19 protein-coding genes are annotated in these 20,556 nt (G+C 65.5%); 12 read left to right on the top strand and 7 right to left on the bottom strand.

The window, feature by feature from the left end:
- Window positions 1–118: 118 nt before the first annotated feature.
- Both ACVMIH_RS05470 and ACVMIH_RS05465 read right to left on the bottom strand, forming a co-directional pair.
- Window positions 119–1,429, bottom strand: coding sequence for an N-acetylmuramoyl-L-alanine amidase (locus ACVMIH_RS05470; protein WP_057020002.1), 1,311 nt, complete (start codon window positions 1,427–1,429; stop codon window positions 119–121).
- A gap of 615 nt (window positions 1,430–2,044) precedes the next feature.
- Window positions 2,045–2,776, bottom strand: a complete 732-nt coding sequence (locus ACVMIH_RS05465; RefSeq protein WP_199805339.1) for a hypothetical protein — start codon at window positions 2,774–2,776, stop codon at window positions 2,045–2,047.
- A gap of 21 nt (window positions 2,777–2,797) precedes the next feature.
- On the opposite strand from ACVMIH_RS05465, the gene ACVMIH_RS05460 reads away from it, so the two are divergent.
- Both ACVMIH_RS05460 and ACVMIH_RS05455 read left to right on the top strand, forming a co-directional pair.
- Window positions 2,798–5,329 carry an Rne/Rng family ribonuclease gene (locus ACVMIH_RS05460; protein WP_456860952.1) on the top strand — a complete coding sequence of 844 codons (2,532 nt, stop codon included), beginning with the start codon at window positions 2,798–2,800 and terminating at the stop codon, window positions 5,327–5,329.
- Between the two features lie 106 nt (window positions 5,330–5,435).
- On the top strand, window positions 5,436–6,668 hold the full coding sequence (locus ACVMIH_RS05455) for an NAD(P)/FAD-dependent oxidoreductase (RefSeq protein ID WP_050386559.1): 1,233 nt from the start codon (window positions 5,436–5,438) through the stop codon (window positions 6,666–6,668).
- 10 nt (window positions 6,669–6,678) lie between these two features.
- Here ACVMIH_RS05455 and ACVMIH_RS05450 read toward each other — a convergent pair whose 3' ends face one another.
- Window positions 6,679–8,013 (bottom strand): dicarboxylate/amino acid:cation symporter, encoded by a 1,335-nt coding sequence (locus tag ACVMIH_RS05450; RefSeq protein WP_057020000.1) that lies wholly within the window; start codon window positions 8,011–8,013, stop codon window positions 6,679–6,681.
- A 219-nt stretch (window positions 8,014–8,232) separates the two neighbouring features.
- Window positions 8,233–9,420 carry a pyridoxal phosphate-dependent aminotransferase gene (locus ACVMIH_RS05445; protein WP_456860950.1) on the bottom strand — a complete coding sequence of 396 codons (1,188 nt, stop codon included), beginning with the start codon at window positions 9,418–9,420 and terminating at the stop codon, window positions 8,233–8,235.
- Between the two features lie 227 nt (window positions 9,421–9,647).
- On the opposite strand from ACVMIH_RS05445, the gene ACVMIH_RS05440 reads away from it, so the two are divergent.
- Window positions 9,648–11,054, top strand: a complete 1,407-nt coding sequence (locus tag ACVMIH_RS05440; protein ID WP_057019998.1) for a M48 family metalloprotease — start codon at window positions 9,648–9,650, stop codon at window positions 11,052–11,054.
- 87 nt (window positions 11,055–11,141) lie between these two features.
- Window positions 11,142–11,909, top strand: a complete 768-nt coding sequence (locus tag ACVMIH_RS05435) for a DsbA family protein (RefSeq protein ID WP_456860948.1) — start codon at window positions 11,142–11,144, stop codon at window positions 11,907–11,909.
- A gap of 18 nt (window positions 11,910–11,927) precedes the next feature.
- On the opposite strand, the gene ACVMIH_RS05430 is transcribed toward ACVMIH_RS05435, so the two are convergent.
- Complete coding sequence (locus ACVMIH_RS05430) at window positions 11,928–12,191, bottom strand: hypothetical protein (protein WP_456860946.1); 264 nt, start codon at window positions 12,189–12,191, stop codon at window positions 11,928–11,930.
- A gap of 110 nt (window positions 12,192–12,301) precedes the next feature.
- On the opposite strand from ACVMIH_RS05430, the gene ACVMIH_RS05425 reads away from it, so the two are divergent.
- The 8 genes from ACVMIH_RS05425 to ACVMIH_RS05390 all read left to right on the top strand — a co-directional run bounded on the left by ACVMIH_RS05425 (window position 12,302) and on the right by ACVMIH_RS05390 (window position 19,881).
- A complete protein-coding gene (locus tag ACVMIH_RS05425; RefSeq protein ID WP_057019995.1) occupies window positions 12,302–13,120 on the top strand; it encodes a DUF1236 domain-containing protein in 819 nt (272 codons plus the stop codon).
- A gap of 337 nt (window positions 13,121–13,457) precedes the next feature.
- Complete coding sequence (aroQ, locus tag ACVMIH_RS05420; RefSeq protein WP_057019994.1) at window positions 13,458–13,931, top strand: type II 3-dehydroquinate dehydratase; 474 nt, start codon at window positions 13,458–13,460, stop codon at window positions 13,929–13,931.
- A gap of 52 nt (window positions 13,932–13,983) precedes the next feature.
- Window positions 13,984–14,481: an acetyl-CoA carboxylase biotin carboxyl carrier protein gene (gene accB, locus ACVMIH_RS05415; protein ID WP_057019993.1), complete on the top strand. Its 498-nt coding sequence runs from the start codon at window positions 13,984–13,986 to the stop codon at window positions 14,479–14,481.
- 24 nt (window positions 14,482–14,505) lie between these two features.
- Window positions 14,506–15,864, top strand: a complete 1,359-nt coding sequence (gene accC, locus ACVMIH_RS05410; protein ID WP_456860944.1) for an acetyl-CoA carboxylase biotin carboxylase subunit — start codon at window positions 14,506–14,508, stop codon at window positions 15,862–15,864.
- Between the two features lie 99 nt (window positions 15,865–15,963).
- Window positions 15,964–17,493 carry a sensor histidine kinase gene (locus ACVMIH_RS05405; protein ID WP_456860942.1) on the top strand — a complete coding sequence of 510 codons (1,530 nt, stop codon included), beginning with the start codon at window positions 15,964–15,966 and terminating at the stop codon, window positions 17,491–17,493.
- A complete protein-coding gene (locus ACVMIH_RS05400; RefSeq protein ID WP_057019991.1) occupies window positions 17,490–17,930 on the top strand; it encodes a response regulator in 441 nt (146 codons plus the stop codon). The genes ACVMIH_RS05405 and ACVMIH_RS05400 overlap by 4 nt, the downstream gene beginning before the upstream one ends.
- Entirely contained in the window at window positions 17,927–19,018 is a 1,092-nt protein-coding gene (locus tag ACVMIH_RS05395; RefSeq protein WP_057019990.1) for a sensor histidine kinase, read from the top strand. Before ACVMIH_RS05400 ends, ACVMIH_RS05395 begins: the two co-directional genes overlap by 4 nt.
- Window positions 19,019–19,245: 227 nt before the next feature.
- Complete coding sequence (locus ACVMIH_RS05390) at window positions 19,246–19,881, top strand: hypothetical protein (protein WP_057019989.1); 636 nt, start codon at window positions 19,246–19,248, stop codon at window positions 19,879–19,881.
- 25 nt (window positions 19,882–19,906) lie between these two features.
- Here ACVMIH_RS05390 and ACVMIH_RS05385 read toward each other — a convergent pair whose 3' ends face one another.
- Together ACVMIH_RS05385 and ACVMIH_RS05380 are read right to left on the bottom strand one after the other, a co-directional pair.
- The gene (locus ACVMIH_RS05385; protein ID WP_245311740.1) at window positions 19,907–20,233 is read right to left on the bottom strand and encodes a BA14K family protein; all 327 of its coding nucleotides are present in this window, start codon (window positions 20,231–20,233) and stop codon (window positions 19,907–19,909) included.
- An 11-nt stretch (window positions 20,234–20,244) separates the two neighbouring features.
- Window positions 20,245–20,553 (bottom strand): hypothetical protein, encoded by a 309-nt coding sequence (locus ACVMIH_RS05380; RefSeq protein ID WP_057019987.1) that lies wholly within the window; start codon window positions 20,551–20,553, stop codon window positions 20,245–20,247.
- Window positions 20,554–20,556 lie beyond the last annotated feature (3 nt).

Here is a 20,556-nt window from a genome sequence, read left to right as displayed (position 1 = left end):
AAGAGCCGCCGGACAATATGGTCGATTCTGCGGACCTGCGGTCCATTGTCTATACCGTCGCGGCTGTGGCCAAACTAGGGCTTCGGCGCAACGGCCCCGGCTTTTCAGCGAGCCGATTTCACTTTGCCGACCCGGCAGTTGCCAGCCGTTTGGCGAAGAACGTGTCGATCGCCTGCACCATCGAGCCGACCGCCTTGTTCCGCCAGCTCTCCGAGACCAGGTGCTCGAGGTCCCCCTTGTTGGAGACGTAGCCGATCTCGACCAGCACGGACGGCACGTCGGGCGCCTTCAGCACCCGGAAGCCGGCCGATTTGAGCGGATGCTTGTGCATCCGCACCGTGGTCTTCATCTCGTCCATCAGAAGACGGGCGAAGCGATTGGAAAACGTCTTGGTTTCACGCTGCGCGAGGTCGATCAGGATGTCGGCGACCTCGGTCGGTTCGTCGGTCAGGTTCACCCCGCCGATGGCGTCGGCCTTGTTTTCCGCCTCCGCCAGCCGTTCGGCCTCGGCGTCGGAGGCCTTGTCCGACACCGTATAGATCGTGGCGCCCTGGGCATCGCCCTCGCGGCGCGGCAGGGCGTCGGCGTGGATCGAGACGAACAGCGCCGCGGACTGGGAGCGCGCGATCTTCACCCGATCGTTGAGCGGGATGAAGGTGTCGTCGGACCGCGTCATGACCACCCGATACTTGCCCGACTTCTCGATCCGGTCGCGCAGGGCAAGGCCAAAGCCGAGCACCAGGTTCTTCTCGGTCTGGTCGCCGGATTGCGTGCCGTTGTCGATGCCGCCGTGACCGGGATCGATCACGATCAGCGGGCGCGCGTCGGTGACCGCGACCGGCGGCAGCGCCGCCGAGGTGACGGCCGGAATGGTGGCGGTGGTGGATTCGGAAATCGCCGGTTTCGATTCGGGCCGGCTCGCGGGCGCCAGCGACTGCACGAAGCTGGTGCGGTCGACCTCCTCGAAGTCCAGCACAAGCCGCGGCGGCTGGCCGTTGGCGGCGTCGAGCACGTAGGAATTCGCGATCTTCACCGGTCCGGTCAGGTCGAACACGATCCGCGAGCCGCCGGGCATCACGAGGCCATAGCGGAACGCCTTCACCAGGCCCCGCCCCGCCGAGCCGGTGCCGGCCGCGAGCTGGAAGTCGACCTGCGGGATATCGACCACGACGCGGTAGGGGTCAGCCAGCGGGAAGGCGCGAAATTCGATCTTGCGGTCGAGGTCGAGGATGAATCGGGTCTGCTTGGCGTCGCCGGCGAGCCTGGCGCCGGATGCGACCGGGAAATTCGGGGAGCTCGCGGCCGGCGCAGGCGGGCTGTTCTGCGGGCCCTCAGCGGCGCTCGGGGCGCCGGCAATGGCAAACACCGATGTTGCGGCGCAAAATAGCCCGCATCCCAGAAAAACAAGGTGTTTTGCGCGGTTCGCCACCCGATTCGTAGCCTCCCAGCTGCTTCTTACCGCATTAGAACCACACGGTTAATCGCCCCCTAATGACGCTCCGGCGAAAAGAACCGAGTGTTGCGGCGGCGTGACGCTTCCCTTGCACGCGGCGGTCAATCCACGTATGTACGGGGTGCTGACGGCTAGTACTCCCGGTTGTGTCGCGTTCAGCCTCCCGGTGCAGCGGTGGAACCTTCCCGATCGAAGATCCCGCCGTGTTTTTCCGGTCCCTCCCCAGCCAGCGCCGCGCGCGGCTGACACGGAGTGGCGGATTCAAGCCCGAGCGGCGTCCGGTCCCAGGCACACTCCCTCGCCAGAGGGACGGTTTGAGACACGGCATAACCGATTATCCGGTCCCTTGGGGCCTCGATATGCGATGGCCGGCAGGCGCTTCGGCGCCAGACGGGGCTTTCAGCAAAAGATACGGCGGTATTTTTCGCCGCCAACATGTTTAGACGGGCCGACGCTTAATGCGCCAGACTGCATTGCCGACCAGGATCCCCCGAATGATCGCGCTGACGCGAGGTGAAAACTTCGCCCGTCGCATCATCCCGGTGAGTTCCCGTCCGGCGCTGCGCCGCGAGATGCGTTTCGGCCTTCCCCTCACCCCCGAATCAGGTGGACCGTCGCGTCACCGGGCGGCGCAGTTTGCGCGCGCCATGATCCGCGCCCGCCGCCGTCAAGAGCTCCAAAATGCCCAACAAGATGTTGATCGATGCCACCCACCCGGAAGAGACCCGGGTCGTTGTGGTCCGTGGCAATCGCGTCGAAGAGTTTGATTTCGAGACCGCCCAGCGCAAACAGCTGCGCGGCAACATTTATCTCGCCAAGGTTACGCGCGTAGAGCCGTCGCTGCAGGCCGCCTTCATCGAGTATGGCGGCAACCGGCATGGCTTCCTGGCCTTCAGCGAAATCCATCCCGACTATTACCAGATCCCGGTCGCCGACCGTCAGGCGCTGATCGAGGCCGACGAGCGCGCCCATCGCGAGGCCGAGGAAGAGCACGAGAACCGCGGCCATCGCCGCCGGTCGCGCCATCGCAATGCCCGTCGCCGCGGCCATGGCGAGCGCGTCCAGAGCGAGGTGATCGAGGGCGCGAACGACACCCAGGCGCTGCCCACCATCGAGGCCCACGAACATCCCGTCGATGCCGAGCATCATGAACATGATGCCGGGCACCACGATCACGGCGTGGTCGCCCACGAAGGCCACGAGCATGAGGCGCATGATCATGCGCATCACGAGGACCATGAGCATCACCATGATCATGACTACGACGATCATGGCCACCACGATCATGGTCACGACGACCATCACGACCACGATCATGCCCATGATCACGACCACGCCCCCGAGGTGAGCGAGGCGGCGGTTGCCGACGCCCCCTCCGACCCCGTCGTTGCGGTGGTCGAAGCCTCCGCCGCGTCGGCCGCGCCTGAGACCGTCGAGACGATCGAGGTCAATCACGAGCCCGAGCGCGCCCATGAGGAGCAGATCGAGGAAAACGCCGCGCATGCCGACGACGCGCCGCGCGTGGCTTCCGACGAGCTTCACGCCGCCGCGGATGAACACGCGGTCGCCGAATATGGCGCGCTCGCCGAGGTGGTCGCGCCCGAGACCGGGCCTGGCGACGAGGCCGGCGAAGATGACGAAGAGGATGAGGGCGAGGAAGGCGAGGAAGAGGACGTCGTCGAGTCGGTCGGCGGCGACGACGTGCTCGAGGAGGTTCCGGAGCGCCCGTTCCGCCCGCGCCGCCAGTACAAGATCCAGGAAGTGATCAAGCGCCGGCAGGTGATGCTGGTGCAGGTCGTCAAGGAAGAGCGCGGCAACAAGGGCGCCGCGCTGACCACCTATCTGTCGCTCGCCGGCCGCTACGCCGTGCTGATGCCCAACACCGCGCGCGGCGGCGGCATCAGCCGCAAGATCACCTCCGCCCAGGACCGTTCGCGGCTGAAGGAAGTGGTGCAGGATCTCGACGTGCCCGAGGGCATGGGGATCATCCTGCGCACCGCCGGCGCCTCCCGCAGCAAGCCGGAGATCAAGCGCGACTTCGAATATCTGATCCGGATGTGGGAAACGGTGCGCGACCTGACGCTGAAGTCGCAGGCGCCGACGCTGGTCTACGAGGAAGGTTCGCTGATCAAGCGCTCGCTCCGCGACCTCTACAACAAGGAGATCGACGAGATCCAGGTGGCCGGCGAAGCCGGCTACCGTGAAGCGCGCGACTTCATGAAGATGCTGATGCCGGCCAATGTGCGCGCGGTGAAGCAGTATCGCGACGGTCAGCCGCTGTTCTCGCGCATGGGCGTCGAGAGCCAGCTCGACGCAATGTTCTCGCCGACCGTGCAATTGCGCTCCGGCGGCTACATCGTGATCAACCAGACCGAGGCGCTGGTCTCGATCGACGTCAACTCCGGCCGCGCCACGCGCGAGCACCATATCGAGGACACCGCGCTCAAGACCAATCTGGAAGCGGCGGAAGAAGTCGCGCGCCAATTGCGCCTGCGTGACCTCGCCGGCCTGATCGTCATCGACTTCATCGACATGGACGAGAAGCGCAACAACCGCGCGGTCGAGCGCAAGCTGTCCGACTGCCTGCGCCAGGACCGTGCGCGGATCCAAGTCGGCCGCATCTCGCATTTCGGCCTCTTGGAAATGTCGCGCCAGCGCATCCGCGCCAGCGTGCTCGAAAGCTCGACGGAGCCCTGCCCGCAATGCGGCGGAAGCGGTCACGTCCGTTCGGTCTCGTCGGTGGCGCTGCAGCTGTTGCGCGGCATCGAGGAAATCCTGATGAAGGGCGCGACCCACAATCTGGTAGTCCGCACCCGCACCGACGTCGCGCTCTACGTGCTCAACCACAAGCGCGGCCATCTGCGCGACCTCGAAGACTCCTTCCGGGTTTCGCTGTCGATCGTCGCGGACGCCACGGTGCATGGCCAGCAGTCCTACATCATCGACCGCGGCGAGCAGGTGCATACGCTCGAAGCCGCCAAGGCGCTGCTCGCTGCGCAGGCTGCCGCTGCGCCGGCCCAGGCCGAAGAGGCCGATGACGAGGAAGAACTGTTCGAATACGAGGCCGAGCTCGAAACCGACGAGACCGAGGGCCTCGCCGATGAGCGGGCGGCCGGCGATGAATCGGGCTCCGCCGAGGGCGAAGGCGACGGTCAGCGCCGCAAGCGGCGCCGCCGGCGCCGCGGCCGCGGTGGCGGCAGCGAGGCGCGTGAAGGCGCCCAGCAGCCGCGCGAGGACGGCGATCTCATGCATGTCCTGCCCGAAGGCACCGAGGCGGTTGCGGCCGCCGATGCCGAAGGTGATGAGGACGAAGGCGACGAGCAGCAGAGCGCTGCCCGCGACGACCAGGCCGGCAATGGCGATCGCCGTCCGCGGCGCCGCGGACGCCGTGGCGGCCGGCGCCGGCGCGGCAGTGGCGGACCGGATGACGGTCTCGCCGGATCGATCTCCGATGAGTTGAGCCCGGCGGCGACGTCGGAGGCCTCCGACGCAGTCGCCGATTTCGATAGCCATGATATGGAGCCGGCTCCCTCGCTGGCGCAGCCCGAACTGGTCGCCGAGCCGCCGGAGTGGCAGCCGACCGAGGTCGCGCCTGTCGAGCCGGTCGCGGCACCCGAGCCCGAAACCCCCGCGGCGTCTGCCGCCGAGGACACTGCCGAAGGTGACCGCGCGCAGCGTCGCCGCTCGACGGTGCGCGAAAAGGTCAACTTCGCATCGACCCCTCAGCCCGAGGCATCAGCGGCGCTGGTTCAAAGCCCGCCGGAGGAAGCTGCCCCTGAGCCGGCCGCGGCTGCTCCGGAGCCGGCACCGGCCGCTGCGGCCGAGGCTCCGGCCCGCAAGGGCTGGTGGTCGCGCCGCTTCGGCGGCGGCAACTAGCACCACCTGCAAGTCAAAACGCCCGGCTCACGCCGGGCGTTTTTATTGAACAGGCAATCCGTTCGTCAGATGCCGGCGCAACGGAGCCTGACGGAGACGGATCCCAATGCAAAGCGCGATCGTTCTTGGCGGCGGCATGGTGGGTGTCAGCACGGCGCTGCATCTGCAGCGCCGCGGCTGGTCGGTGACGCTCGTCGACCGCAAGGAACCGGGCCGCGAAACCAGCTACGGCAATGCCGGCATCATTCAGAGCGAAGCGGTTCGGCCCTACCCGATGCCGCGCGATCCCGCCATCCTCGCCCGGATCGCGATGGGGCGCACCAACGACGTGCGCTACCGCCTGGCGTCGCTGCCGCAGCATGCCGGCCCGCTGCTGCGCTATTGGTGGAACTCGACGCCCGAGCGGCACCGCGAAGCCACCATCGCGTGGGCGCGCCTGATCGCCTACGCCACCGCGGAGCACGACACGCTGATCCGCGATGCCCATGCCGACAATTTGATCCGCCGCGCCGGCTATCGCCTGCTGCATCGCGACCCGGCCGCGCTCGAACAGGCCATTGCGATCGCCGAGGAGAACCAGCGCGACTTCGGCGTGACGTTTCGCGTGCTTGATGGCCGCGAGCTCGCCAAGGCGGAGCCGTTGCTGCGCGACGACCTGCCCGGCGCCATTCACTGGCTTGGGCCCTGGACCGTGTCGGACCCCGGCGGGCTTGTTTCCGCCTATGCCGGACTGTTCGAACGTCTCGGCGGCACGCTGCTGCGCGGCGATGCGCAGACGCTGACGCAGACGACGTCCGGCTGGTCGGTCGACACCAGTGGCGGCCGGATCGATGCCGCCCACGTTGTGGTCACGCTCGGCCCGTGGTCACCGCAATTGCTGCGCAAGTTCGGCTACCGGATCCCGCTAGTACGCAAGCGCGGCTACCACATGCACTACCAGGGCGGCCGCTCGCTCGACCTGCCGCTGGTCGACACTGCAAATGGCTACGCGATGGCGCCGATGGCCAAGGGCATCCGCATCACCACCGGCGCGGAGCTGACCAGTCCCGACGCACCGGCGACGCCGATCCAGCTCGGCTACGCCGAAGCGGCGGCGCGCGAGCTGATCGAGATCGGCAGCCGCGTCGAGCCCGAACCGTGGTTCGGCACCCGCCCCTGCACAACCGACATGCTGCCGGTGCTCGGGCCGGTGCCGCGGCATCGCGGGCTGTGGGTGAATTTCGGCCACGGCCATCAGGGCTTCACGCTCGGCCCCGCGACCGCGCGGGTGCTGGCCGAAACGATGAACGGCGAGGCATCCGCGGTGGACACCTCGCCGTATCGGCTGGACCGGTTCTAACTAAGGAGAACTAGTCCGTCGTCAACGCGGTCTCCATGTCGGTTGGGTCGACCTGTTTGGCGAGATTGGCATTGAGCTTGTCGCGGTCGAGCTCACCCTCCCACCAGGCGACGATCACGCAAGCCACGCCGTTGCCGCACAGATTGGTCAGCGCGCGGCACTCGCTCATGAACTTGTCGATGCCGAGCACGATCGCCATGCCCGGCACCAGCCGCGGATCGACCACCGCAAGCGTCGCCGCCAAGGTGATGAAGCCGGCGCCGGTGATGCCGGAGGCGCCCTTCGAGGTCAGCATCGCCACGATCAGGATGGTGATCTGCTGGCTGAAGGTGAGATCGAAGCCCAGCGCCTGTGCGATGAACAGGGTCGCCAGCGTCATGTAGATGTTGGTGCCGTCGAGGTTGAACGAATAGCCCGTGGGCACCACGAGGCCGACCACCGATTTCGAGCAGCCGAGCCGTTCGAGCTTCTCCATCAATGACGGCAGCGCGCTCTCGGAGGACGAGGTGCCGAGCACGATCAATAGCTCGTCCTTGATGTAGGCCAGGAACTTGAAGATCGAGAACCCCGCGATCCGCGCGATGATGCCGAGCACCACGAACACGAACAGCGCGGCGGTCAGATAGAATGTCGCGATCAGCCCCATCAGGTTGAGGATCGCGCCGGTGCCGAACTTGCCGATGGTGAAGGCCATCGCGCCGAACGCGCCGATCGGCGCCGCCCGCATCACGATCGAGATGACGCCGAACACGGCGTGCGCGGCGTCGTCGATGAACGAGCGGATGGTGTGGCCGCGCTCGCCGAGGCCCATGATCGCGAAGCCGAACAGCACCGAGAACAGCAGCACCTGCAGGATCTCGCCCTGCGCGAATGCACCGACCACGGTGTCGGGAATGATGTGCAGCACGAAGTCGACGCTCTTCTGCGCCTCCGCCTGCTTGGCATAGCCGGCAACCGCCTGCGCATTCGCCGCCGCATTGCCGAAGCCGGCACCCGGCCTGACCAGATTGCCGACGAGCAATCCGATCACCAGCGCGAAGGTCGAGACGACCTCGAAATACACCAGCGCCTTGACGCCGATGCGGCCGACCTTCTTGGCATCTTGTATATGGGCGATGCCCGACACCACGGTGCAGAAGATGATCGGCGCGATCACCATCTTGATCAGCTTGATGAAGCCGTCGCCGAGTGCCTTGATCCACTCGTTGGTGGCAAGGCCCGGCCACAACCAGCCGACCAATGCGCCGAGCACGATCGCGATCAGGACCTGGACATAGAGAACTTTATACCACGGCTTGCTGCCGGCGCTCGCCGGCGCAGCCGTGACAACGGTTGCCGTTGCCATGTGTCACTCCCCCTCAGAAATGGCGGAAACAGCCAAGATCAACTTGGCGGTTCAAGTCAAATGGAACTGTGTGGGCCCTGCCGCTTATCCGCGATGATCCGCCCGCCACAGTGCCGGCGAAACCACGGCACTGCGCTGCGAAACCGATCCGAAAGGCAAAGCGAACGCCGGAAGGCTCTTGATGGCTCTTGGAGTTTGAAGGCTCCTGGAGTTCGCGGGCTATTTAAGCCAATGCGCGATCCGTGCAACTGCTTCCTGCATCTCTGCCGCCGAGCGTGCATAGGAAAGACGGATGAAGGCGCGGCCGTGGATCGGATCGAAATCGACGCCGGGGGTCGCTGCGACATGCGCCTTCTCGAGCATCTCGCTGGCGAAGGCGAAGCTGTCGGAGGTGAAGTCGGAGACGTCGGCATAGAGGTAGAACGCGCCGTCAGCGGGGAGGAATTTGGTCAGGCCGGCCTTCGGCAGCCCTTCGATCAGGATGCGGCGGTTCTCCTGATAGCCGCGCTTGATCGCCTCCATCTCCTCACGGCCTTCGAACGCCGCTTCGGCCGCGATCTGCGACAGGGTCGGCACCGAGATCGACAGGTTCTGCTGCAGCCGCTCGATCGGCCGCACCAGCACGTCGGGCACCACCATCCAGCCGACACGCCAGCCGGTCATGCAGAAGTACTTCGAGAACGAGTTGATCACGAGCGCGTTCGACGACAGCTCTGCGGCCGTCACCGCAGGGAAGGCGTAGTCGAGCCCGTGATAGATCTCGTCGGAGATGAAGCGGATGCCGGCGCTGTCGGCGGCCGCCATCAGGCTCGACAGCGCCTCGCGCGGCATCATGGTGCCGGTCGGGTTGGCAGGGCTGCCGACCAGCACGCCCTTCAGCGGCGCCTTGCGATGGGCGGCGAGCAGCGCCTCGCCGGTCAGGGCATGGCGGGTGTCGCCGGAGGTTTCGATCAGCACCGGCTCGCAGCCCAGCGCGGTCAGGATATGCCGGTACGGCGGATAACCCGGCACGGTCACGGCGACCCGGTCGCCCGGCTCGAACATCGCAAGAAACGCCAGGATGAATCCACCCGACGAGCCGGTCGTGACGATGATGCGCTCAGCGTCTACCGCGCAACCATACGTGTCGCTGTAGTGCCGGGCGATGCGTGCGCGCAGCGAGGGAATGCCGAGCGCCGAGGTGTAGTCGATCCGCCCGTCCGCAAGCGCGGCCTGCGCGGCCGCGATCGCCGGCTTCGGCGCGCCTGCGGCAGGCTGCCCCACCTCCATATGGATGACATGGCCGCCGGCGGCCTCGATTCGCGCGGCCGCCGCCATCACGTCCATCACCATGAACGGCGGAACATCGCTCCGTCCGGACGCTGTCAACAGGCTGCCTACACGGTCTCTCGGTGTCGCTTCACGCATGGATTTCTGCTATTGCACGGCCGCTGCCGAATTCGGGTTCCCGTTACCGGCTGCCGCCCCAGACTGGCCGCATTCGGTGGCTCCTTATAACGCTTTCAGGCCTAGTGAATACCCGGTTCGCGTGAAGAAGAACTGCAAAAACAACAGACTGCGCCACGCGCCTGATCCGGTCGGGCCCGGAACACGGACTTGTGCCGGCGCGTCCAGTCATCGCCGATAGATCGCCAATGCTGTTCCGCCTCGCGCTTCGCACCAGGACCTTCAAGCTGACCGCGCTCATGACCGCGGTTGCGCTCGCGGTCGGCCCCGTGGTCCCTGCGCGAGCCCAGCAAAAAGGCCCGCCGGTGCTGCGCGACACCGAGTCCGAGCAGCTGTTGCGCGAATACACAAGGCCGATCCTGCGCGCCGCCGGTCTGGAGAAGCAGAACATCCAGATCGTGATCATCAACGACGGCTCGTTCAACGCCTTCGTCGCCGACGGCCGGCGCATCTTCGTCAATTACGGCGCGCTGCTGCAATCGGAGACGCCGAACCAGATCATCGGCGTGCTGGCGCACGAGACCGGCCACCTCGCCGGCGGCCATCTCGCCAAGATGCGCGAGCAGCTGGCGCAGGCCCAGACCCAGATGATCATCGCGATGCTGCTCGGCGTCGGCGCGCTTGCCGCGGGTGCGGGCGGCCGCGGCGGCGGCAATGGTCTCTCCAGCGCCGGCGCCGCGGCGATCTCGGCGCCGCAAGCGGTCATTCAGCGCACGCTATTGTCCTATCAACGCCAGCAGGAAGAGAACGCCGACCGCGCCGGCGTCAAGTTCCTGAATGCGACCGGACAATCCGCCAAGGGCATGTACGAGACGTTCAAGCGCTTCACCGACGAGAGCCTGTTCGCCTCGCGCGGGGCTGACCCTTATCTGCAGTCGCATCCGATGCCGGTCGATCGCGTCTCCGCGCTACAGGAACTGGCGCGCTCCAGCCCCTATTGGGACAAGAAGGACGATCCGGCGCTGCAGCTGCGCCACGACATGATGCGCGCCAAGATCTCGGGCTTCATGGAGCGGCAGGACACGGTCTACCGCCGCTATCCGCTGTCCAACACCAGCCTGCCGGCGCGCTATGCACGCGCGATCACGACCTATCTGCACGGCGATCTGCGCTCGGCGATCGCGCAGATCGACGGCTTGATCCAGGTGCAGCCCAACAATCCCTATTTCCATGAATTGCGCGGCCAGGCGCTGCTCGAAGGCGGCCGGCCGGCCGAAGCCATCGCGCCGCTGCGCCGCGCAGTGCAGCTCTCCAGCAATTCGCCGTTGATCGAGATGCTGCTCGGCCAGGCGCTGGTCGCCTCGGACAACAAGGCCTACACCGACGAGGCGATCAACATGCTGCGTGCCGCGGTGGCGCGCGAGCCCGAGGCGCCGCTCGGCTATACCCAGCTCGCGATGGCCTATGGCCGCAAGGGCGACTATGCCCAGGCCGACCTCGCCTCGGCGCAGGCCGCCTATCTCCGCGGCGACACCAAGACCGCCCGCGATCTTGCGTCACGCGCCAAGACGCGGTTCGCGATCGGCACGCCCGGCTGGGTCAAAGCTGACGACATTGTGAGCGCCAAGCCCATGCCGGGTCAGAAAAACAACTAGAAATAAACCGTAGTTCCATAGAACGATCACCTAAACCGGCTCACGGCCCCGCCGTTTTTTTGAGCCACCGCGAACAAGGATTTTGTCATGCCAGCGCTTCGTTTTCTTGCCCCTGCCCTGCTCGCGCTCGGCGTTTGCGCCGTGCCGCTTCCGGCGTCCGCGCAGAGCTTCACCGACACCCAGCGCGGCGACATCGAGACCATCGTGCGCAACTATCTGATCGCGCACCCGGAGGTGCTCGAGGAGGCGATGAACGAGCTGAGCAAGCGGCAGGCCGCCGCCGAAGCCGAGAAGCATGAGCAGAGCGTCGCCAAGAACGCCGACACCATCTTCAATTCGCCGCGCGGCGTCATGCTCGGCAACAAGGACGGCGACGTCACCTTCGTCGAGTTCTTCGATTACAATTGCGGCTACTGCAAGCGCGCGATGTCCGACATGCTCGATTTGATGAAGGCGGATCCGAAGCTGAAGGTCGTGCTGAAGGAATTCCCGGTGCTGAGCCAGGGCTCGGTCGAGGCCGCGCAGGTCGCGGTCGCCGTGCGCATGCAGGATCCGACCGGCAAGAAGTATCTCGATTTCCACCAGAAGCTGCTCGGCGGCCGCGGCGCCGCCGACAAGGCGCGCGCGCTGGCGGTCGCCAAGGAGGTCGGTCTCGACATGGCGAAACTCGAGAAGGATATGGCGAGCCCCGAGGTGAAGGCGACCATCGAGGAGAACTTCCGCCTCGCCGAATCCATGGGCATGAATGGCACGCCGAGCTACGTGATCGGCAAGCAGGTCGTGATCGGCGCCGTCGGCGTCGACAACCTCAAGGAAAAGATCGGCATCGCCCGCTGCGGCAAGGCGACCTGCTGATCGCCGCTCCGACAGCGCTCATCGCGTACAAGATCCGGCTGCGATGCAGCCGGATTTTTTGTTGCCTTCACCCGAACCGATTCCGCGCGGGTCGCAACCAAGGGCCGTCACCAACGACGCAAGTCGCGCGAAGCCGAAAATATAGCGCGACCTAATCTCGAGATCGAAGAGCATTTCGGCGGCTTCAATTTCGGCGGCGGCAACGGCCAGCTCGATCATGCGGGCGCGGAGTTCGACTGGGCCTGCGGTTGAAGCAGCCGCGCATTCATCTCGCGCGTTCATCGCGCATTCACCTCAAGAACAAACCGCAAGGAACCGCAAATCAACAGGAACATCGCACATGCTCTCCCGTTGTCGGCGCGGGCAATGCTGAAAAACGAGGAGGAATTGCGATGTCTAACCGCTTTCTGATTTCGGTCGCGGCGGCGGCTTTGATCGCCGGCACCGGTTTCGCGAACGCACAGGGCGCCGGCGGCGCCAACAAGGAAACCGGGGCCGGTGGTGGTGCGACCACGCAGCAGTCTGCACCGTCCGGTGGTGCGTCATCGGGCACCATGCAGCATGACAAGAGCGGCATGAAGGGTTCCGAGCATTCGACGACCGGTGAGTCGAGCACCAAGGGTGCGGAGTCCGACAAGTCCGGCACGGCCACCAAGGGCGCGCAGGACAGTACCCAAAAGTCGAAGGGCATGAGCTCGGAGAACGAAGCGACCAAGGGCTCCAAGGAGGGCTCGAAGGACATGAAGGCCGAAGGTCGCGACAAGAGCGGCAACATGAAAGCCGAGGAGCGTGACAAGAGCGGCAAGATGAACGCCGAGGGCCGCGACAAGAGCGGTGCCGGTGCCACGACCAACCAGAACGCTCAGACCAAGAGCCCGGCCGACCCCAACCGCGCGCAGACCAACGACACGAGCCGCACGCAGACCACGACCGGTAACGCGGCAACGTCGGCCACCGCGGCTCCGCCGGCCGAGAAGCGCAGCCAGATCACGACCGCGATCAAGTCGGAGCACGTGACCGAAGCCACCAACGTCAACTTTAACGTGTCGGTCGGCACCCGCGTTCCGGCTGACGTTCACTTCTACCCGGTGCCGGAGCGGGTCGTGACGATCTACCCGCAGTGGCGCGGCTATCAGTTCATCCTGGTCAAGGGCCGCTACGTGATCGTGCAGCCTGAGACCCATGAGATCGTCTACATCATCGAGGGCTAAACCGGCCTCGGTGCGAGGGCGCCCAAACGGGCCCTCGCCTTCATCTCGACCCCGCCCCCTTCGGGGCGGGGTCTTGCTTTCGGCCGCACCCCGCATCACGCAGTGGATGGCGGGCCGGAGCGCCCGCCAAGGGCAGCTTCCGCAAGATTTGGTTAATCAGCATTTTCCGCAGGTTAGGACAGTCATCTAACAGGGTGGAGGAAGTTGTTGAAGACGTTCTGATTTCACCTAAAGACTTCCCCTTCGGCCGGTTGTTACCTATAACCCGGCCCACTCCACCCCTTGTCGGACCCCCTCTCGGAACCTTTGGCCGGAACTCTTGGCAGGAAACTCTGGAATGGCTGCTGCCGGAACGATCTATGTGCTGAACGGCCCGAACCTCAATCTGCTGGGGACGCGCGAGCCGGAGACCTACGGCCATGCCACCCTCGCCGATGTCGAGAAGCTGTGCGCGGACACCGCGCGCCAGTTCGGGCTGAGCGCCGACTGCCGGCAGTCCAACCGCGAGGGCGAACTGATCGACTTCATCCATGAGGCCCACGCCAAGAAGGCGGTCGGCATCATCATCAACGCCGGTGGCTACTCTCATACCTCGATCGCGCTGCATGACGCGCTGATCGCGGTCAAGATCCCCGCGGTCGAAGTTCACGTCAGCAACATCCACGCCCGCGAAAGCTTCCGACACCACTCGTTCACTGCTAAAGCCGCCTTCGCGTCACTTTGCGGCTTCGGCATCGACGGCTACCGGCTTGCGATCATCGGCCTCGCCACCAGGATCGGCGTCAAGATCGACGCCAAGCCAAAGACTTAATCGTCAATCCTGACGTTCCCCGTCACCAGACAAAGATTTTGGATCACAGAGCATGGCGCGCCAGCCAGACGACAAATCAACCGCAAAAAAGAACGACTCCAAGAGCGACGACAGCGCCCTCATTCGCGAACTCGCGCTGCTGCTTGCGGAAACCAATCTGACCGAGATCGAGATCGAGCGTGCCGGCCTGCGTGTCCGCGTCGCGCGCAACATCAGCATCGCGGCCTCGGTGCCCGCCGCCTCCGTGGCGGGCGTTGCCGCACCGGCCGCCATTGCCGTCCCGGTGGCTGCGGCTGCGACCGATCTCGCCAAGCACCCGGGCGCCGTGCCGTCGCCGATGGTCGGCACCGCCTATTGGGCGCCCGAGCCGGGCGCCAAGCCGTTCATTGAAGTCGGCACCAAGGTCTCCGCCGGCCAGACGCTTCTGATCATCGAGGCGATGAAGACGATGAACCAGATCCCGTCGCCGCGCGCGGGCACCGTGACGCAGATTCTCGTCGAGGACGGCCAGCCGGTCGAATTCGGCGAGCCGCTCGTCATCATTGAATAGCTTCCGTCAACACCAGGCGCTGCGATGTTCGACAAGATCCTCATAGCCAATCGCGGCGAGATCGCGCTTCGCGTGCTGCGCGCCTGCAAGGAGCTCGGCATCTCGACCGTCGCGGTGCATTCCACCGCCGACGCCGACGCCATGCATGTGCGGCTCGCCGACGAGAGCGTGTGCATTGGCCCGCCGCCGTCGAAGGATTCCTATCTCAACGTGCCGGCGCTGCTCGCGGCCTGCGAGATCACCGGCGCCGACGCCGTGCATCCCGGCTACGGCTTCCTGTCTGAGAACGCGCGCTTCGCCGAGATCCTCGCCGACCACAATCTGGGCTTCATCGGACCGAAGGCCGAGCACATCCGACTGATGGGCGACAAGATCGAAGCCAAGAAGACCGCCAAGCGCCTCGGCATTCCCGTGGTGCCCGGCTCGGACGGCGCGGTGACCTCGGACGCCGACGCGCTCGCGATCGGCAGAGACATCGGATTCCCGGTGCTGGTCAAGGCGGCGGCCGGCGGCGGCGGCCGCGGCATGAAGGTCGCCCATACCGAGGCTGACCTCGCGCTCGCGCTCTCGACCGCGGCCAACGAGGCCAAGTCGGCGTTCGGCGACGCCTCGGTCTACCTGGAGAAATACCTGCAGAAGCCGCGCCACATCGAGATCCAGATTCTCGGCGACGGCCGCGGCGGCGCCATCCATCTCGGCGAGCGCGACTGCTCGCTGCAACGCCGTCACCAGAAGGTCTGGGAGGAAGGCCCCTCGCCCGTGCTCGCGGCGGCGGCGCGCGCCAGGATCGGCGAGACCTGCGCCAAGGCGATGCGGGACATGAAATATCTCGGCGTCGGCACCATCGAATTCCTCTACGAGGACGGCGAGTTCTATTTCATCGAAATGAACACGCGCATCCAGGTCGAGCATCCCGTCACCGAAAGCATCACCGATATCGATCTCGTGCTGGAGCAGATCCGGATCGCCGCCGGCGGCGACCTTCCGGCCAAGCAGGACGACATCGCGATCATCGGCCACGCCATCGAGTGTCGCATCAATGCGGAGAACCCGCAGACCTTCCGTCCCTCGCCCGGACGGATCACGCAATTCCATCCGCCCGGCGGCCTCGGCGTGCGGATCGATTCCGCCGTCTATCAGGGCTATGTGATCCCGCCCTATTACGACTCGCTGGTCGGCAAGCTGATCGTGCACGGCAAGACCCGCGGCGAGTGCCTGATGCGGCTGCGCCGGGCGCTGGACGAGATGGTGGTCGACGGGATCGAGACGACGCTGCCGCTGTTCCGCGCGCTGGTGCGCGAGCCCGACATCATCGAGGGCGACTACCACATTCACTGGCTGGAGCAGTACCTCGCCGGTCAGCCGTCCGACGCCGCAAAATAGTTCGGAACTCCGTGGAACCCAGCCCTTCCTCAGACGTACTATAGGGTTATTGGCTTTCCACGGGGACGCGTTGAATCCCACTCCCATAGCGAGATCGTCGTGACGGTCGTTTCACGACGCCGGTCGACGTTACAGATCCTCCTGCTGTCGGCGGGATTTTTCGTGCTGGTCGCGGTCAGCGTGGCGTCCGTCCTGCTGGTCAACAAGGCGCGCGAGGACAACGCCTGGGTGATTCACACCGTCGAGACCGACAGCCAGATTGCCAACCTGCTGCTCGACGTCAGGCGCGCCGAAAGCGCGACCAGGGCATATCTGCTGACGTCAGCACCACAATACCTGTCCGAGTACCAGTCCGCGGCAGCGGGAGTCCCGGCCGCGCTCAACCATCTCCAGATGATGACCGTGGATAATCCGGCGCAGGTCGCCAATGCCGCGAAGCTCAAGGCCGCCGTCGAGCAACGGCTAGCCGAGTTCGCGCTCAGCATCGAGCGCGTCAAGAACAACGACACGGCGACCAGCATCGACGTCCTGCGCAAGGCCACGTCGACCGATGCAATCGAGGCGATCGCCCGGATCGGCCGCGACATCCGCACCGAGGAGGATCGTCTGCTGGTGCTGCGCACCGCGACGGCGGACAAGACCCAGGTGCTGGCCTCCTCCGTCACGATCGCCGGCTCCTGCATGGTGCTGGCGCTCGCCGCTCTCTCGGTGGTGCTGCTGCGGCGATCGTCGCGGGCGCGCGACGAGGCTGAGGCCAGGTTGCGCGACAGCAACGTCAATCTCGAAACCATCGTTGACGAGCGCACCTCCGACCTGCGCGAGGCCAACGAGGAAATCCAGCGCTTCGCCTATATCGTCAGCCACGATCTGCGCTCGCCGCTGGTCAACATCATGGGCTTCACCAGCGAGCTCGAGGAACTGCGCGGCGACATCTTCAAGCGGATCGCCACGCTCAATCGCGCCGCCTCGCTGGCGCCGGCGATGCCGGAAGACGCGACCGATGTGGCCGAGCCAGAGCTCGAAGGCTCCGACAAGCAGCTATCCGACGACTTCAATGAATCGCTCGGCTTCATCAAATCGTCGATCGCCAAGATGGATCGCCTGATCAGTGCGATCCTCAATCTCACCCGCGAGGGCCGCCGCGAGTTCAAGCCCGAACGCATCGATCTGCGCGAGCTGATCGACGGCATCGTCAAGACGATGGCTCACCAGGCCGTCGAGGCCAACGCGACCGTCGAGGTCGGCGCGCTGCCCAATATCGTCAGCGACCGCCTCGCGCTGGAGCAGATTTTCTCCAATCTGATCGACAACGCCCTCAAGTACCTCAGGAACGGCGTTCCCGGCGAGATTTCGATCGAGGGCCGCACCAAGCTCGGCTTCGCGATCTTCGAGGTCACCGACAACGGCCGCGGCATCGATCCGAAGGACCACCAGCGCATCTTCGATTTGTTCCGTCGGGCCGGAACCCAGGACAAGCCCGGTCAGGGCATCGGGCTTGCCCATGTCCGCGCACTTGTGCGCAGACTGGGCGGCACCATGTCGGTAGCATCGGAACTTCACAACGGCAGCACCTTCACGATCACGCTGCCTATCAATTGGTCAGGCAAGAACCGGGACAAAGTGACATGAGTGATCCAGTCACCATCATCATGATCGAAGACGACGAGGGCCATGCCCGCCTGATTGAGCGGAATATCCGGCGCTCGGGTGTCAACAATGAGATCATCCCGTTCACCAACGGTACAGAGGCGGTCAACTACCTGTTCGGCAAGGATGGCAGCGCCGTCGAGCGCAAGGGCCAGGCCCTGCTGATCCTGCTCGATCTCAATCTGCCCGACATGACCGGCATCGATATTCTGAGGCGGGTCAAGGAGAACAAATATCTCAAGTCGACGCCGGTGGTCGTGCTGACCACGACCGACGACTCCCAGGAGATCAAGCGTTGCTACGAGCTGGGTTGCAACGTCTACATCACCAAGCCGGTGAACTACGAAAGCTTCGCCAACGCCATTCGTCAGCTTGGCCTGTTCTTTTCCGTGATTCAGGTGCCGCCGGCTGCCGTATGACCAGCGCAACGCCGACACTGCTCTACATCGACGACGACGCGGCGCTGGCGCGCCTCGTCGAACGCGGGCTGACGCGCGCAGGCTACAAGGTCGTGCACGCCGCAAGCGGCCAGGAAGGCCTCGATCGGCTCGCCCAGGGCGGCATCGACGTCGTCGCGCTCGATCAGTATATGCCCGGCCTCGACGGGCTGGAGACGCTGGAGCAGATCCTCAAGATACCGGACGCTCCGCCGGTGGTGTTCGTCACCGCGTCGCAGGATTCGGCGATCGCCGTCACCGCACTGAAGGCCGGCGCGGCGGACTATCTGGTCAAGGACGTCAGGGGCGAATTCATTCCCCTGCTCCAGGTCGCGGTGAACGGCGCGATCCGGCAGGCCGCGCTCCAGAAGGCGCGCGACGAAGCCGAGGCCGAGGTGCACGCCTCGCGCGACCGCTATGCCGCGCTCGCCGCGGAGCGTGAGGTTCTGCTCCGCGAGGTCAACCATCGCGTCGGCAATTCGCTGCAGATCATCGCCTCGTTGCTGCATCTGCAGGCCAACTCCGCGAGCCAGCAGGATGTGAAGGCCGCGCTCACCAACGCGATGGGGCGCGTCGCGGCCGTCGCACAGGTGCACCGCCGCCTCTACACCTCGCACGACTTCAAGACGGTGATGCTCAACCAGTATCTCGAGGCGCTGCTCGAGGATCTCCGGCGATCGGCCGAAGGCAACAAGATGTCGCGGCTGACCTTGAAGGCCGACCCGATCGAGATCGATCCCGACCGCGCGGTCGCGATCGGCATCATCGTCAACGAGCTGGTGATGAACGCCGTGAAATACGCCTATCCCGACGGCGCCGGCCCGATACATGTCGAGCTGAAGCCGCAAGGCGACGATCTGCAGCTCGCGATCAGCGACGACGGGGTCGGCTTTTCCGACACGGCCGATCCGCGCGGCACCGGCATGGGCCAGCGGATCGTCAGCGCGATGGCAGCCAAGCTCGATGCCAGCGTCGAGCGCGACCCCGGCCACAAGGGCACCCGCTTCGTGGTGCGGTTCGCCCGCGTCAGCCCGGCGCTCGACAAATCGACAAGCGCCGCCGCCAGCTAATGCCGCCAATTTCAGCAAATTCGATTGATTTGTCCGGTTCGCTTTAACGACTGCGTCATGCTGTTGATCGATCGCTGCCCGCCAAGCCTGACCGTTTAAGAAAGTTCTGGGCGTCCTTTGCGATGCTTGTGCCGACTGCTTGGCAGGAGCGGCACGCGATGTTCGGGCGCAGGCCAATTTTTGGAAAGAGGCAAGAGACGACCCAAGAGACGGCCCAAGAGACAGCCTTGGGCGAGCTCAAGGAGACCGTGCGTCCGGCGCCGGGCGCCGAGGGCGCGACGCCCGCTTTTCACAAGCAGCAGTGGGATCACCCGCTGATCGGGTCGATGCTGCGCGATGCAGGCTTCGCGCCTGCTGACGAAGCCAGCATCGTGCCGACGGCAGACAATCGCCTTGCCGTGTTCGCGGCGGCCAACAGGCGATTGCAAGACCGCACCGAGACCTTCAACCGCGACATGACGGCGCGGCACGGCCACTGCCACGCGGTGCCGTTCCTGGTCATCGACCAGAAGATCTGGGATGGACCGCATGGCGCGTTTCTCTACGCGCAGATGGGGCTGATCGGCTACGACGAGTGGAACGTGATCATGCTGGCAGGAGATCCGCAGACCACGGCGTCATGCGGCCTGGCAGGCCATCCCGGCTTCCTTCCATCCGTGACGCAAGTCATCACCGAGCATGTGATCGCGTGGAAGGCGCGGCACAACGCTCTGCTCGAGACATTCGGGATCACCGCGACCGGCGGCCGGGATATCCCGCACGAACAATACGAGATGGAAAAGGACACCCTGCGCAACGAAATCATCGACAAGGCCGGCTGGATGAAGCCGCGCATCATCGACGAGCTCTTGCGCAAGGCCTAGAGGCATCAAGCCTCTGCGAAGCGCCTTACTCGTGCCTGCCGCGGTGCCGGCGTGTGCGCTGCGGACGGCAATCCTGACACGGTGCGCCAAACACCACCTGCGACGGATACGGCCGCGCGGAGTGATATGGCGTCGAGCCGAACAGGCCGGCCGCGCCGAACCCCGCGCTGAAGGGATCGGCCGCGAAATTGCCGGGGAAATAGCCGTTGCTGCGAAAATCGCGGTCGTCGTCCCTGCCGTCGAAATACGCGCCGCCGGTGCTGCCATAGCGCAGCGGCCGCTGCTGGGCCGACGCCGCGGCTACGCTCAGCGCGATGGCGGCGCAGGCGATCAATCCTCTCATGGCGATCATGGCCAGAACCCTCATTGCGGAAGGGGGCCCCAGTCGCCCTTCCAGGCGATCAGGCGTCCCTTGCCGAATTGCAGATAGAGCCCGTCGCTGCGCCTCGACAGCACGCTGCCCCTGACATTGGGCAGCGCGACGAACAATTCATTGCCCGGCGTGCCGCGCACGTAATTCAGGGGAACGCCGAGCGACCGGCTGGCCTGGTCGGCGCTCATGCCGAAGGCGAGCGGAACGCTGTTCGGTGGCCGCTGCTGCGGGCGGGACGCGCCGGTCGATGCGCCGAGCCCGATGACGAGGGCAACGAGGAGTGTCGCGAAACGCTGCATGGC

The sequence above is a fragment of the Bradyrhizobium sp. USDA 4503 genome (assembly GCF_054055815.1).
This window is presented reverse-complemented; position numbering and strand designations above follow the sequence as displayed.